We start from the raw sequence: 15,617 nt of genomic DNA, 5'->3' as shown, positions 1-15,617 counted from the left end.
ATTGCTCAAAATGTTAGCATTAGAACCAGTTAAAAAACCGAACCAATCAGTTAAGGAGTCGATTATGTACAAACACGTTTTAGTGGCAGTAGATCTTTCTGAAGAGAGTCCTGTTTTACTTAAAAAAGCGGTTGGGGTTGCAAAACGTCACGAAGCAAAACTTTCTATCATCCACGTTGATGTGAACTTCTCGGATCTTTACACTGGATTGATTGATGTGAATATGTCTTCAATGCAAGACAGAATTTCCACGGAAACACAAAAAGCCTTGTTAGATTTAGCTGAAAGTGCGGATTATCCAATTTCAGAAAAATTGAGTGGCAGTGGTGATTTAGGACAAGTTCTAAGTGATGCCATCGAACAATATGATGTAGATTTATTAGTGACGGGACATCACCAAGACTTTTGGAGTAAGTTAATGTCTTCAACACGTCAAGTGATGAATACGATTAAAATTGATATGTTGGTTGTTCCGCTTAGAGATGAATAATTAACAAGAAATTGTTTTTTGAATAATCTGAAATAACTTAAATTTTAACCGCACTTCTCAAATAGCGTCGTGGAGTGCGGTTTTATTTTTGGGTTTTGGCAAAAAGCCTTTTTATAAATTTCAAAAATATGCAAAAATAGAGCGATTTAGTTTTTATTTTTATTATGGGTAACAAGGATTCTTTTTAATGAAAACAACAGCAGAAATAAGACAATCATTCCTTGATTTTTTCCATAGCAAAGGTCACCAAGTAGTTGAGAGTAGCTCACTTGTGCCGGAAAATGATCCGACTTTGCTTTTCACGAACGCTGGGATGAACCAATTTAAGGATGTATTCCTTGGAATGGATAAACGCCCTTATTCTAGAGCCACCACAGCGCAACGTTGCGTACGTGCTGGTGGTAAACATAACGACTTAGAAAATGTTGGTTATACCGCGCGTCATCATACTTTCTTTGAAATGCTCGGTAACTTCAGTTTTGGTGATTACTTTAAACACGATGCGATTAATTTTGCTTGGGAATATTTAACTTCCCCACAATGGCTTGGTTTACCTAAAGAAAAACTATGGGTAACCGTGTATGAAACGGATGACGAAGCCTACAACATCTGGAATAAAGAGGTCGGTGTACCTGCTGAACGCATTATTCGCATTGGTGACAATAAAGGCGCACCTTACGCATCAGACAACTTCTGGGCAATGGGCGATACAGGTCCTTGTGGTCCTTGTACTGAAATTTTCTACGATCACGGTGATCATATTTGGGGCGGACCTCCAGGCTCACCAGAAGAAGATGGCGACCGTTATATCGAAATCTGGAACGTTGTGTTCATGCAATTCAACCGTTTAGCTGATGGCACAATGGAAAAATTACCACGCCCATCAGTTGACACAGGTATGGGCTTAGAGCGTATTTCTGCTGTATTGCAACATGTGAACTCAAACTACGAGATTGATATTTTCAAAACATTAATCGCAAAGACGGCTGAAGTTGTTGGCACAACAGATTTAAGTAATAAATCATTACGTGTTATTGCTGACCATATTCGTTCTTGTGCATATTTAATCGCAGATGGCGTTATTCCATCAAACGAAGGCCGTGGTTATGTCTTGCGTCGTATTATTCGCCGCGCAGTTCGTCACGGTCACTTATTAGGTGCCAAAGAAGCCTTTTTCTATAAACTCGTACCAACTCTAATTGAAGTAATGGCTGAAGCGGGCAAAGACGTAAAAGCAAAACAAGCAAATGTTGAAAAACTATTACGTTTAGAAGAAGAACAATTTGCTCGCACTCTAGAACGTGGTTTGAGCTTATTAGATGAAGCCCTTGCTCAAGTGAAAGATGGCATTCTTTCAGGTGAAGTTGCATTCAAACTTTATGACACCTATGGTTTCCCATTGGATTTAACGGCTGATGTATGTCGTGAGCGCAATATCACTATTGATGAACAAGCCTTTGACCGTGAAATGGAAGTGCAACGTACTCGTGCTCAAGCCGCAAGTCAGTTTGGTGTGGACTACAACAGCATTATTCGTGTAGATGGTGAAACCAAGTTTGAAGGCTATACTGAAGTCGAATCTCAAGCAAAAATCACCGCACTTTTCTATGATGGTAAATCAGTGGAAAGTATCGAAGCAGGTCAAAGTGCAGTCGTTATTCTAGAAAATACACCGTTTTACGCAGAATCAGGCGGTCAGATTGGCGATAGCGGATATTTAAACGCGCAAGGCGTGACCTTTAATGTTAAAGATACCCAAAAATATGGGCAAGTATTTGGACACATTGGAGAATTAACGCAAGGAAGTTTGAAAGTTGGGCAAACAGTGAATGCTATTGTGGATGCGGAACGTCGCCACAGTACATCACTTAATCACTCAGCAACACACTTATTGCACGCGGCTTTACGTCAAGTTTTAGGTCAACATGTTGTGCAAAAAGGATCACTTGTTTCAGATAAAGCCTTGCGTTTTGACTTTGCACAGCCAGAAGCAATTACAAAAGAACAATTAACTCAAATTGAAACACTAGTAAACCAAAAAATCCGTGCTAACTTCCCTGTTCAAACGGATATTATGGACATTGATTCAGCAAAAGCTAAAGGGGCAATGGCACTCTTTGGCGAGAAATATGGTGATAACGTTCGCGTATTGACCATGGGCGACTTCTCAATTGAGCTTTGTGGTGGTATTCACGCAAAACGCACTGGGGATATCGGTCTATTTAAAATTATTACTGAAAGTGCAGTGGCTGCAGGCGTTCGTCGTATTGAAGCTGTAACTGGTGAAAATGCGATTGAATGGTTACATAATCAACAACGCATTCTGCTCCAAAGCGCAGACTTATTCAAATCAGATGTAAATACCTTAGTAGAAAAAATCCAACAACTTCAAGACAAAGCGAAGAAAGTGGAAAAAGAATTGCAAGGTCTAAAAGAAAAAGCCGCAATGCAGGCGGGTTCTGATTTTGTGAAAAGTGCGGTGAAAATCAACGGTGTTTCTGTTATCGCACAACAATTAGATGGCATAGAAACAAAGTCATTACGTGTGATGGTCGATGATTTAAAAAATCAACTCGGCTCAGGCGTAATCGCATTCGCATCGATCTTAGATGAAAAAGTCAACCTTGTCGTTGGTGTAACAAACGATTTAACTACCAAAGTAAAAGCTGGAGAGCTCGTTAATTTAATGGCTCAACAGGTCGGGGGTAAAGGCGGTGGTCGTCCGGATATGGCAATGGCAGGAGGCTCCCAACCAGAAAATGTAGCACAAGCAGTTAAAGTGGCGCAGGACTGGTTAAACAAAAATCTGTAGTACAAGCCGGTTGGTGGGATGCCAACCTTCCTTGATTGATGGGGATATCTAATAAATGCAAACTAAGGAGATAAAAGATGTTAATCTTGACTCGTAAAGTTGGCGAAAGTGTACTTATTGGAAATGATATTTCTATCACGATTTTGAGTGTACGTGGAAACCAAGTTAAACTCGGTGTAGAAGCGCCTAAAGAAGTATCCGTTCACCGAGAAGAAATTTACCAACGAATTAAACAGATGAAAGATGAACAATTAGACGGTTCATCATAATCGTAAATAATGGATTTAATATTATGAAAGCAATTATTCCTGTAGCAGGGTTAGGGACCCGCATGTTACCTGCAACAAAAGCAATTCCAAAAGAAATGCTTACATTAGTTGATAAACCATTAATTCAGTATGTTGTAAATGAATGTGTTGCAGCTGGCATAAAAGAAATTGTACTTGTCACGCATTCATCAAAAAATGCTATCGAAAACCATTTTGATACCTCTTTTGAACTAGAAACGATGCTAGAAAAACGAGTTAAACGTCAACTTCTAGAAGAAGTGCGTTCTATCTGTCCAAAAGATGTAACGATTATGCACGTTCGCCAAGGTAATGCTAAGGGCTTAGGTCATGCTGTTCTTTGTGGTCGTCCAGTAGTTGGTAATGAGCCTTTTGCTGTAGTATTACCCGATGTATTATTGGCTGATTTTAGCGCAAATCAGAAAAAAGAAAATCTTTCTGCAATGATTAAACGTTTTAAAGAAACAGGAGCTAGTCAGATAATGGTTGCACCGGTACCACAAGAAAATGTGAGTAGCTATGGTGTTGCAGACTGTGGCGGTGTAGCTCTTAATGGTGGTGAAAGTGCAAAAATTAATAACATTGTTGAAAAACCAGCCGTTGAAGAGGCACCATCGAACCTTGCTGTAGTGGGTCGTTATGTATTCTCTGCTGAAATCTGGGATTTATTGGAAAAAACTCCGGTAGGTGTTGGTGATGAAATCCAATTGACCGATGCTATTGATATGCTCATTGAAAAAGAAACTGTCGAAGCATTCCATATGACAGGTGAAACATTCGACTGTGGTGATAAAATTGGCTATATGGAAGCTTTCGTAGAATACGGTATTCGTCATGAAAAATTAGGTAAAGAATTCAAAACCTTTATCAAAAATTTAGCAAAAACGCTATAAATAGCACTAATACAGATAAAATGGACAAAATGAAAGATTTTGTCCATTTTTGTTTTATTATTAATATAGAATGTTGATTTATGCATAAATATGCACAATAATAGAATAATTAATTAAAATAAAAAGGAAAGATTATGGCACTTTGGGGGGGGCGTTTTACGCAGGCAGCGGATAAACGTTTTAAAGATTTTAATGACTCGTTACGTTTTGATTATCGTTTGGTAGAACAGGATATTCAAGGCTCGATTGGTTGGTCCAAAGCCTTGGTGAAAGTCAATGTATTAACTATCGAAGAACAGCATCAACTTGAGCAAGCACTCAATGAATTACTTATTGAAGTGCGGTCAAATCCGCAAGCAATTTTACAAGATGATGCTGAAGATATTCATAGTTGGGTTGAAAGTAAGCTAATCGATAAAGTAGGCAACCTTGGTAAAAAATTACATACTGGCCGTAGCCGCAACGATCAAGTGGCAGTAGATATAAAACTATGGTGCAAACAACGTGTGGTTGAATTACAAGAATCAGTACGTAATTTGCAACGCCACTTAGTTCAAACCGCAGAAAACACACAACAAGCAGTAATGCCTGGCTATACCCATTTACAACGAGCTCAACCAATCACTTTTGCTCATTGGTGTATGGCATATGTGGAAATGTTCGACCGCGACTATTCACGTTTAACAGATGCGTATAATCGTATGAATACCTGTCCACTTGGTAGTGGTGCGCTGGCTGGTACGGCTTATGCCGTAGATCGTGATTCACTTGCGCACGATCTTGGTTTTGTTTTCGCAACTAGAAATAGCTTAGATAGCGTCTCTGATCGCGATCATATTGTAGAGTTGCTTTCCATCGCATCCCTCAGTATGGCGCATCTTTCCCGCTTTGCTGAAGATATGATTATCTTTAATAGCGGAGAGGCAAATTTCGTCGAGCTATCTGATCGCGTGACTTCGGGATCATCATTAATGCCACAAAAGAAAAATCCTGATGCATGTGAGTTAATTCGGGGTAAAGTAGGCAGAGTGATTGGCTCATTAACAGGCATGCTAGTCACCTTAAAAGGCTTGCCACTTGCGTATAATAAAGATATGCAAGAAGACAAAGAAGGTATTTTTGATGCCTTAGATACTTGGCAAAACTGTGTGGATATGGCAACGTTCGTATTAGATGAATTGAAAGTAAATGTTGAACGTACTCGAGAAGCTGCGTTAAAAGGCTATTCAAACGCAACTGAATTAGCGGATTATTTAGTTTCTAAGGGTGTACCTTTCCGAGATTCTCATCATATTGTGGGTGAAACGGTTGTTTATGCGATTGATAAAGGGAAGGGATTAGAAGATCTCAGTATTCCTGAATTCCGCCAATTTAGTGAAGTAGTGGGAGATGATGTTTACGAGATTCTTTCGCTCCAATCTTGCTTAGACAAACGTTGTGCAAAAGGTGGGGTATCTCCATTGCGTGTTGCCGAAGCTATTGCAGAAGCGAAAATACGTTTAGCTTAATTATAACGTTAAAGTGCGGTCAGAAATTATTTTATATTTCTGACCGTTTTTGAGTGCCTATAAATATTAATTTTCTAATTTATTTTTTAAGATATTAAGTGCGCGTGCTCTATGTGAGATTCTTTTTTTCTCGATTGTATCCAGTTCACCGAACGTGCAATTTTTTTCTGGGCTGAAAAATAAACTATCGTAACCAAAACCATTTTTACCTTTTTCTTCAAACTCAATGAGACCATGGCATTCACCTTCAGCGATGATTGGTGACGGATCATTTGGGTGTTTTAGATAAACGATACAGCTCACAAATTTTGCTTGTCGATTTTCTTTTGTGACATGAGAGAGTTCGGTTAATAATTTTTTGCGATTCTTTTCATCGTTACTATCCTCTCCAGCGTATCGCGCAGAATATAACCCTGGAGCCCCATTGAGCGCATAAACAACTAAACCAGAATCATCTGCTATAGCGGGTAACCCCGATTTTTCTGACGCATAGCGTGCTTTTAATAGTGCATTTTCTACAAAGGTTAAGCCTGTTTCTTCGGGGCTATTAATGCCTAAATCGCTTTGTGCGATCACTTCAAATCCAAGATTAGCTAATACATCAGACATTTCCTTCACTTTACCTTGGTTACCTGTAGCAAGTACGATTTTTTGTTTCATGGCTTATCCTTTATTCTTGAGGTTGATTATAGGCTTCGATTAAATCTGCCCAATTTTGTTTTGTAAATTGAATCTTCATTCTTTTAATTTCTTTTGTAAAAGAGCGGTGTAATCGATTCAAGTTATCTGTTTTCCAACTATCTCCCGATCTTATAGTGCACTTATCGAAATCTAATAACCAACATTGTTTTCTATTTTTTATTTGTTGAACTAGAATGTTATGTACATTTAAATCTGTATGGCAAACCTGCTGATCATGTAATTGACGAATTAATTTTCCTATTTGAGTCCAGATTTCTTTTGGTAAAGGGGTTGCCTGTAATAGTAGGGATAAATCCTGAGCATTTTCAATTTTTTCTGTCAAAATATCCGCTTGATAGCAGATCCCAAATTTTCCCTTTTGAACTCGTGCAGCAATAGGTTTAGGAACCGGGAGCCCTGATTCATATAAGCGTTGTAGTAAATAAAATTCAGCAAAACTACGGGTCTTCTTGAGAGAGGAGAAATAATAACGATCTTTGTTGAATTTTCCCCATAATCCACCGCGATAATAATGTCTCAGTGCGCAGTTTACGCCTAGATAATCTTCTGTTTGTAGAAAATAAGTTGTGCCTCGGCCTTTTGCAGTCCCAATAATTCTTTTTTGAGTTTGCCAGAATTTAGGTTTAAAGAAGTTACTTTTATCGTTAAAAGTGCGGTCAAAACTGAAGATAAAATATTCATTACCCTGTTGGAATGAGTGCATATTAGTGGAATTGGATGATAGAAAATGTCCTTATTCTACTTTAAAATACATCCAAATTAAATGAGAAAGGATTGCAAATGTCACTTTTCACTCGTGCTCCCAAATCACTTTGTATTCTCCGCCTTTCTGCTGTAGGAGATGTTTGTCATGCCCTTGCTGTCATACAACATATTCAGGCTTATTATCCTCAAACCCAAATTACTTGGGTTGTAGGTAAAACAGAATTCGGTTTATTAGAGGGGATTCCTAATATTACTCTGATTCCTTATGATAAGAAAACCGGTTGGAAAGGTCTTTTCTCATTATGGAAAACGTTAAAGAATCAACACTTTGATGCCTTGTTAAATATGCAAACTGCATTTCGTGCTTCTATTATTTCCTTAGGAATTAAAGCTAAATATAAAATTGGGTTTGGTAAAAAACGATCACGAGAGGGACAATGGCTATTTGTTAATCGTCAAGTAAATGATCCTGATTCACCTCATGTCTTAGACGGTTTTATGGCTTTTGCAGAATATATTGGTGTGCCAAAAGCTAAATTAACCTGGAAACTTGAAATCTCTCCCCAGGAAAGTGAATATGCATATCAATTTATCGATCCTTCACGTAAAAATTTACTGATCTCTCCTTGCTCTAGTAAAGTAGAAAAAGATTGGCTCATTGAACGTTATGCTGAGGTTGCAAATCTTGCAAATAAACGTAATATTCATGTTATTTTTTGTAGTTCCCCCTCAAAGCGTGAATTAGAAATGGTTGAAAGAATCATAGCACTTTGTGACTTTAAACCAACTAATGCCTCAGGTAAAACCAGCTTGAAGCAACTTGCAGCCTTAATTTCTCAAGTAGATTTAGTTTTATCGCCCGATTCTGGCCCAGCACATATTGCAACGGCTCAAAATACGCCTGTTATTGGTTTATATGCTTATCACAACCCATTACGTACGGGCCCTTATCATAATTTGTCTAATGTCGTCTCTGTTTATGAAGAGAATGCACAAAAAGAATTTGGAAAAACATCTTCTCTATTACCTTGGGTAACAAAACTAAAAGGAAAAGATTTAATGGCACAGATCCAAGTGGACTCTGTAATTGAAGAAATGAATAAGTTAGGGCTTTAAATTCAGGGATAAAAAAAGCCCTTTCAAAAGCTGAAAGGGCAAAAATATTTGGAGTCATACTATGAGTTGTTGAATTAACAAATCAGGTATGTAACGTATTATAATAACAAAATACAAAAATACAACATTTTTTTAACAAATAATTTTTTGTCATTTAATTATGTGGATTTCTTGTATTGCTATTGACTAAATTACGCATTAATAAGGCGTAGTCTAAGTTGATATCTTGTGGTACGTTTAAGAACACAAAATGCCCATCACCTAGTGCTGCATCAACCGCTTCATTTTTACGATTTATCATTTTTTCAATTTTGAAATTGATATTACCCTGAGGGGTCATCATTTCTACATCATCACCAAGTAGGAATTTGTTCTTCACCGCCACTTCAGCCATACCTTGTTCATTACGTTTACCCGTAAATTCACCGACAAACTGTTGACGATCAGAAATAGAATAACCGTATTCGTAATTTTGGTATTCATCGTGTGTATGGCGACGTAAGAAACCTTCGGTATAACCACGATGGGCAAGGGATTCCAAGGTATCCATTAAGCTTTCATCAAATGGCTTACCTGCAGCTGCATCATCGATGGCTTTGCGGTAAACTTGAGCGGTTCTTGCGCAATAATAGAATGATTTAGTACGACCCTCGATTTTTAACGAATGCACACCAAGTGCGGTCAATTTTTCAACGTGTTGTACGGCCCGCAGATCTTTTGAGTTCATAAAGTAGGTGCCGTGCTCATCTTCAAACGCGGTCATTTGCTCATCTGGCTTTTGTGATTCGGTGTAAAGGAAGACTTTATCCGTTACCGCACCTTCACCCAAGGTTGGCGCCACATTTTTCACTTCGATTTGTTGGGCAGGATCGATTTTCGGCACGATATTGCCCACTTCATCCGTGGTGCCTTCTTCCATTTTGTATTCCCAACGGCAAGCATTCGTGCAAGTGCCTTGGTTTGGATCGCGTTTATTGATATATCCAGAAAGCAAGCAGCGGCCAGAATATGCCATGCACAACGCACCGTGTACGAAAATTTCGAGTTCGATATCTGGCACGTGTTGGCGAATTTCAGCGATCTCTTCAATGGATAATTCGCGCGATAAAATCACACGAGTTAATCCCATTTGTTTCCAGAATTTCACAGTCGCCCAGTTTACCGCATTCGCTTGTACAGAAAGGTGAATATCAATATCTGGGAAGTTTTCACGCACCAACATGATTAAGCCGGGGTCAGACATAATTAAGGCATCAGGGCCCATGTCGATCACAGGTTGTAAATCTTTGATAAAGGTTTTGAGTTTGGAGTTATGCGGTGCAATGTTTACGACCACATAGAATTTTTTGCCAAGCGCATGAGCCTCATCGATCCCGATTTTTAAATTGGCGTGATTAAATTCATTGTTACGTACACGCAAGCTATAACGAGGTTGGCCAGCATAAACGGCATCTGCACCATAGGCAAAAGCATAGCGCATATTTTTGAGGGAGCCAGCAGGGGAAAGTAATTCTGGTTTGAATGAGGATGTCATGATATGTTCTCTATCTGATTTCAAGTCAGGAATTTACACGAGGTAAATCATTAAAAGATAAAACTAGGGATTTTAGACATGTTAAGGAATATTCCGCACTTCTCGATATCAAAAAGTGCGGTTAATTTTAGCTTAGAATTTTATTTAACTCTTGGCTAACTTCTTCCACTTTTTGTGTACCATCTAAACGGAAATATTGAGTATTCCCCGCTTTCGCTTCTGCTTGGTAATAATCAATTAATGGGCTGGTTTGTTTATGATATACGGCTAAACGATCTAATACAGTTTCTGGTTTATCATCTGCACGAATAATTAAATCTTCACCCGTTACATCATCTTTACCTTCCACTTTTGGTGGATTATAAACAATGTGGTAAGAACGACCAGATGCTTGATGTACACGACGACCACTCATACGTTCAACAATCACTTCGTCTGGCACATCGAATTCTAAAACAAAGTCAATTTTAACGCCTGAATCTTTCAATGCATCCGCTTGTGGAATAGTACGAGGGAAACCATCTAACAAGAAACCATTTGCGCAGTCAGGTTGAGCAATACGATCTTTTACAAGGGCAACGGTTAATTCATCTGGTACTAATTTACCTTCATCCATTAATGCTTTAGCTTGTTTGCCAAGTTCAGTCCCTGCTTTGATTGCAGCGCGGAACATATCGCCAGTTGAAATTTGCGGGATACCAAATTTATTCATAATAAATTGTGCTTGAGTGCCTTTACCTGCGCCCGGTGCACCTAAAAGAATAATTTTCATAAAAAATCTCCATTAATAAAAAACGTGATTAAGATACTGATAAAGCATAGTGCGGTCAAATTTTTTATAATTTTTACCGTACTTTTATAGTGAATTGGCCGTATTATTTTCTTGATTCCAAGGCGCTACCCAAAATAAACAAAGCATGCCAGGAATCGCTAAAAATAAACAAAACCAAAAATACTGATAATACCCTACCGCTCCCACAACATAACCAGAAAGCATACCTAAAACTTTACTTGGCAAAGCTGAAAGGCTTGTAAAAAGTGCAAGCTGTGTTGCGGTATAAAGCGGATTACTCTCACGCGCCATAAAAGCCACAAAAGCCGCGGTGCCAAGCCCAACACCGATATATTCTGCTGCAATCACAACACCTAGTTTCCATAACTCGGCTGATGTAATAACATCAAAATGTCCGAAAGCTGCCAACCAAATAAACCCACCAATTGTCACCATCTGTACAAGCCCAAATAGCCACAATGCACGGTTAATACCCTGTTTTAGCATTATCACACCACCAGCAAGTCCAGATAAAATGCTTGACCAAAGTGCGGTACTTTTTACAACAATCGCTATATCCTCTTTGCTAAATCCCATATCATAAATAAATTTGGTTTGTAGCGTTGTGGCAAAAGAATCCCCGAACTTATACAAAAACAAAAACAGTAAAAAACCGATAGCCTGAATGATGCCCTTACGCTGAAAAAATTCTTGTAATGGAATCCAAAATGCTTGATAGAACGGCTGATTAGTTTGCTGCACGTCTATTTTGGGCTCTTTTGCTAAAAATAATGTCATGAAGATGCCCGCTAACATACAAAGTGCGGTCCATAAAAAGACTGTTTCCCAAGGATAAATCGCCGCCAAATATAGCGATAATCCACCGGGAATTAATCCCGCAATTCGATAAGCATTAATATGAATAGTGTTTCCCAAACCTAATTCATAATCACTCAAAATCTCACGACGATAAGCGTCTAACACGATATCTTGTGTGGCTGAAAAAAAGGCGATAAGCAACGCAATATTTGCAACCGTACTCAGTTGTGTGAGCGGATCAAACAGGCTAATTATGTAAAGTAAAATCAATAATGCCACTTGTGAAAGCAGCATCCAGCTACGACGACGCCCTAAAAAACTTGGGAAATAACGATCCAATAAAGGAGCCCACAAAAATTTCAATCCATAAGGCAACATCACACCAGTTACCGCACCAATAAGCTCAATTGAAAGATGTTTATCTGTTAGCCAAACAGGCAACATCTGCAATAACACAAATAATGGCAAACCAGAATTAAAACCTGTGAATACGCAAATCAACATCTTGCGTGTAAAAATTTGGGAAGAAAGGGAATTTGACATAAAGTGCGGTTAATTTTGGTTGTATTTTAGAAACTTTGCCTTTCAATTAAAGGATAAGTGCAAAAATTAGGGGGATTTTTAATCACATCCCCCAATGTTTAGCTTCTTCTTCCTAAAAAAGAAAAACAAATATTAGAGAATATTAATCTCTGTACCCTTTTGGATTATTTTTCTGCCAGTTCCATGTATCTTGCATCATTTTTTCAAGACCACGTTCAGCTACCCAACCAAGCTCTTTTGCAGCTAAACTAGGATCAGAATAGCATGTCGCAATATCACCAGGACGGCGCTCTACAAGTTTATATGCAATTGTAATATCGTTGGCTTTTTCAAAAGCTTTTACCATATCTAATACGGAATAACCATGGCCTGTACCAAGGTTATAAATATGTAAACCAGCATCATTTTCATGACGTTGAAGCGCTTTTAAATGCCCCACTGCCAAATCAACCACATGAATATAATCACGGACGCCTGTTCCATCATGAGTGTCGTAATCACTACCAAATACAGAAAGTTGTGCTAATTTACCGATGGCAACTTGACTAATATAAGGTAATAAATTATTTGGAATACCATTTGGATCTTCACCAATTAAGCCACTTTCATGCGCCCCAACTGGATTAAAATAACGCAAGATGGTCATGCTAAATTTTGGTTCCGCTTTTACTGTATCGCGTAAAATCTGCTCAACCATATATTTAGATGTACCATAAGGGTTGGTTGTACCGCCGACTTCACAATCCTCTGTAATTGGAATAATTTTTGGATCACCGTAAACCGTTGCAGATGAACTAAATACAAAGTTCCAAACACCTGCTTTTTTCATTTCTTGAATTAATACAAGGGTGCCAGAGACATTGTTCATGTAATATTCTGTCGGCTTTTGAACACTTTCCCCTACGGCTTTTAACCCTGCAAAGTGAATAACAGAGCTAATCTTATTTTCAGTAAAGATTTTTTGTAACAAAGCACGATCTAAAATATCACCTTCATAAAACTTTGCTTCTTTGCCTGTAATTTGTTTTACGCGCTCAAGGGATTTTGGCGATGAATTGCAAAGATTATCTAATACTACCACCTCTTTGCCAGCATTTAATAATTCCACAACTGTGTGAGAACCGATATAACCGGCGCCACCTGTCACTAAAATGGCCATAATGATTTCCTTATTAATTATTGAGACTAAAAAAATTATATCACTATTTTGTATGATAAGAACGATGTCTTGTATGCCTTTGCGGTGGCACCGCACGTTTTAACCGATATGGTTTCGGCAGTTCAAGCAAGGCTTCTGTTTCATATTGGCTCACTGGGATAGAATGGCCAATATATTCTTCAATTGATGGTAAATTCATCGCATATTCTTCGCAAGCAAAACTAATCGAAACGCCACTTTCCCCCGCTCGTCCAGTACGGCCGATTCGGTGAACGTAATCTTCTCTATCATCGGGTAAATCATAATTAAAAACATGCGTCACATCAGAAATATGCAAGCCACGAGCAGCCACATCTGTTGCTACTAAAATATCTAAATCACCGTCGGTAAATTGTTTTAATAAGGACAAACGTTTTTTCTGTGCTACATCGCCAGTCAGTAAACCAACACGATGTCCATCAGCCGCCAAATAACCCCAAATTTCTTCACAACGATGTTTCGTATTCGCAAATACAATACAGCGCTCAGGCCATTCATCTTCCATTAAGGTTAAGAGAAGTGCCATTTTATCCTGATTAGATGGATAAAAAAGTTCTTCTTTGATTCGGTGCCCTGTTTTTTGTTCCGGTTCAATTTCAATATATTCAGGGTCATTCATATCTTCAAATGCTAATTCACGCACTTTATAAGAAAGTGTCGCTGAAAATAACATCGTTAAACGAGATTGCGGAGCGGGGCCTTTACGCAATAAATAACGAATATCACGGATAAACCCAAGATCGAACATTCGATCCGCTTCATCTAGAACGACAACTTGAATTTCATCTAAACTAATTACGCCTTGCTTCACATAATCAATGACTCGCCCAGTCGTACCAATCAAAATATCGACGCCACGCTCAATCGCTTGTAGTTGTTTATCATAACCATCGCCTCCATAGGCAAGTGCGGTCTTTAATCCACTCGCTTTTGCAAGAAATTCTGCGTCATTACTAATCTGCACCGCTAATTCTCGTGTAGGTGCTAGAATCAAAGCTCTTGGGTGACGATATTCAAGATTAGGATCTTGGAGAGTTAAAAGATGGTGAAAAGTAGCCGTTAAAAAAGCCATTGTCTTGCCTGTACCAGTTTGAGCTTGTCCTGCGACATCTCGTCCATTTAAACTGATAGGCAAAGATAAAGCCTGAATTGGGGTACAAAAATCAAAGCCTTTTTTTGCCAAAGCATCTCGTACAATCGGATGTAGAGGAAGATCAGAGAATCGTTGTTGGCTTAAATAATCTTGTTGCATAAAAATCACATTTTAGAATAATAAAATTAGGTTTAGCATAGCATGCTTAGGGAAAATCCTCAAAAAAGGACCGCACTTATAAAAATTAACCGATAGGGTTTCCTATCGGTTAATTTCTATTTAATGCTCCATTCGTCACTCACATTTGGATCCATTGCAAAATCAGCAGTATCACTTGGAATCGCTTTTTCTTCTGCCGCCCATTCGCCAAGATCGATTAACTGGCAACGTTTACTACAAAAAGGTCGAAAAGTACTTTCATTTGTCCAAGGCACAGATTTTTGGCAAATCGGACAAGGTACTTCAATAATTTCGTCAGACATTTTTATGTTCCGCTTGTTGTAAATAAAACTGGTGTAATTCTAGCACCTTTTGCTGCAAGTGCGGTAAGTTTTGAGCCAGTTCAGCATCATTATTAATCACATCATCCGCCCATTTTAAACGCTCTTGTTGAGAAACTTGAGAATTCATAATTCGTTGAATTTGTTCAAAATTATTGTTATCTCGTTGCGATGAACGAGCAAGTTGAGTTTGTGGACTCACATCCACCACCAAAATACGATCACAAAGTGCGGTCAATTTATTTTCTATTAATAAAGGGACGACAAATAATGTGTAAGGTGCAGTTTGTTCTGCTAATTGTTGTTTCATTCGTTCACGAATAGCGGGATGTAAAAGATTATTTAACCACAATTTATCTTCATCATTGCTAAACACTCGTTCTCGTAAACCCGATCGATTAAGTTCACCTTGTTCCGTTAAAACTTGAGCACCAAAATATTCAATAATTTTAGACAATAAAGGGGAATCTTTCGCGACGACTTCTCTAGCAACCACATCCGCATCCACTAGAGGTACGCCAAGATCGGCAAATAAATTAGCAATCGTTGTTTTACCACTACCAATGCCACCCGTTAAGCCAACAATATAAGTCATATGATTTCCCATAAAAAAATTTCCAATATTATACAAAATAACGCTAGTAA

15 protein-coding genes are annotated in these 15,617 nt (G+C 38.4%); 6 read left to right on the top strand and 9 right to left on the bottom strand.

Annotated features, from left to right (window positions below; genetic code table 11):
• Positions 1–64 precede the first annotated feature (64 nt).
• The 5 genes from uspA to argH all read left to right on the top strand — a co-directional run bounded on the left by uspA (position 65) and on the right by argH (position 5,990).
• On the top strand, positions 65–490 hold the full coding sequence (gene uspA / locus KKW16_RS06125; RefSeq protein WP_005629483.1) for a universal stress protein UspA: 426 nt from the start codon (positions 65–67) through the stop codon (positions 488–490).
• A gap of 187 nt (positions 491–677) precedes the next feature.
• Complete coding sequence (alaS, locus tag KKW16_RS06120; protein ID WP_048953446.1) at positions 678–3,302, top strand: alanine--tRNA ligase; 2,625 nt, start codon at positions 678–680, stop codon at positions 3,300–3,302.
• Positions 3,303–3,379: 77 nt separating this feature from the next.
• Positions 3,380–3,571: a carbon storage regulator CsrA gene (gene csrA, locus KKW16_RS06115; RefSeq protein WP_048953448.1), complete on the top strand. Its 192-nt coding sequence runs from the start codon at positions 3,380–3,382 to the stop codon at positions 3,569–3,571.
• A 23-nt stretch (positions 3,572–3,594) separates the two neighbouring features.
• Positions 3,595–4,482 carry a UTP--glucose-1-phosphate uridylyltransferase GalU gene (gene galU, locus KKW16_RS06110; protein WP_048953452.1) on the top strand — a complete coding sequence of 296 codons (888 nt, stop codon included), beginning with the start codon at positions 3,595–3,597 and terminating at the stop codon, positions 4,480–4,482.
• 134 nt (positions 4,483–4,616) lie between these two features.
• A complete protein-coding gene (gene argH, locus KKW16_RS06105; RefSeq protein WP_140450116.1) occupies positions 4,617–5,990 on the top strand; it encodes an argininosuccinate lyase in 1,374 nt (457 codons plus the stop codon).
• A gap of 66 nt (positions 5,991–6,056) precedes the next feature.
• Here argH and rdgB read toward each other — a convergent pair whose 3' ends face one another.
• On the bottom strand, positions 6,057–6,650 hold the full coding sequence (rdgB, locus tag KKW16_RS06100; protein WP_048953456.1) for an RdgB/HAM1 family non-canonical purine NTP pyrophosphatase: 594 nt from the start codon (positions 6,648–6,650) through the stop codon (positions 6,057–6,059).
• 10 nt (positions 6,651–6,660) lie between these two features.
• Positions 6,661–7,395: a 3-deoxy-D-manno-octulosonic acid kinase gene (locus KKW16_RS06095; RefSeq protein WP_048953458.1), complete on the bottom strand. Its 735-nt coding sequence runs from the start codon at positions 7,393–7,395 to the stop codon at positions 6,661–6,663.
• 77 nt (positions 7,396–7,472) lie between these two features.
• Here KKW16_RS06095 and KKW16_RS06090 point away from each other — a divergent pair, with 77 nt between their 5' ends.
• Positions 7,473–8,513 (top strand): glycosyltransferase family 9 protein, encoded by a 1,041-nt coding sequence (locus KKW16_RS06090; RefSeq protein WP_215768056.1) that lies wholly within the window; start codon positions 7,473–7,475, stop codon positions 8,511–8,513.
• Positions 8,514–8,667: 154 nt separating this feature from the next.
• On the opposite strand, the gene trhP is transcribed toward KKW16_RS06090, so the two are convergent.
• The 7 genes from trhP to coaE all read right to left on the bottom strand — a co-directional run bounded on the left by trhP (position 8,668) and on the right by coaE (position 15,567).
• Positions 8,668–10,047: a prephenate-dependent tRNA uridine(34) hydroxylase TrhP gene (trhP, locus tag KKW16_RS06085; protein WP_140524092.1), complete on the bottom strand. Its 1,380-nt coding sequence runs from the start codon at positions 10,045–10,047 to the stop codon at positions 8,668–8,670.
• A gap of 127 nt (positions 10,048–10,174) precedes the next feature.
• A complete protein-coding gene (gene adk, locus KKW16_RS06080) occupies positions 10,175–10,819 on the bottom strand; it encodes an adenylate kinase (protein ID WP_048953463.1) in 645 nt (214 codons plus the stop codon).
• An 84-nt stretch (positions 10,820–10,903) separates the two neighbouring features.
• A complete protein-coding gene (locus KKW16_RS06075; protein WP_140524094.1) occupies positions 10,904–12,181 on the bottom strand; it encodes an MFS transporter in 1,278 nt (425 codons plus the stop codon).
• 142 nt (positions 12,182–12,323) lie between these two features.
• Complete coding sequence (galE, locus tag KKW16_RS06070; protein WP_140524097.1) at positions 12,324–13,340, bottom strand: UDP-glucose 4-epimerase GalE; 1,017 nt, start codon at positions 13,338–13,340, stop codon at positions 12,324–12,326.
• A 43-nt stretch (positions 13,341–13,383) separates the two neighbouring features.
• Positions 13,384–14,631 (bottom strand): ATP-dependent RNA helicase RhlB, encoded by a 1,248-nt coding sequence (rhlB, locus tag KKW16_RS06065; protein ID WP_181153975.1) that lies wholly within the window; start codon positions 14,629–14,631, stop codon positions 13,384–13,386.
• Positions 14,632–14,747: 116 nt separating this feature from the next.
• Positions 14,748–14,954, bottom strand: coding sequence for a DNA gyrase inhibitor YacG (yacG, locus tag KKW16_RS06060; RefSeq protein WP_005645697.1), 207 nt, complete (start codon positions 14,952–14,954; stop codon positions 14,748–14,750).
• On the bottom strand, positions 14,947–15,567 hold the full coding sequence (gene coaE / locus KKW16_RS06055; protein ID WP_133498036.1) for a dephospho-CoA kinase: 621 nt from the start codon (positions 15,565–15,567) through the stop codon (positions 14,947–14,949). The genes yacG and coaE overlap by 8 nt, the downstream gene beginning before the upstream one ends.
• Positions 15,568–15,617 lie beyond the last annotated feature (50 nt).

Origin of the sequence: Haemophilus sp. SZY H8 (assembly GCF_018829755.1) — a bacterium.
Classification (GTDB): domain Bacteria; phylum Pseudomonadota; class Gammaproteobacteria; order Enterobacterales; family Pasteurellaceae; genus Haemophilus; species Haemophilus haemolyticus_K.
Note: the sequence above shows the minus strand (reverse complement) of the source record. Positions and strands in the feature narration are given on the sequence as shown.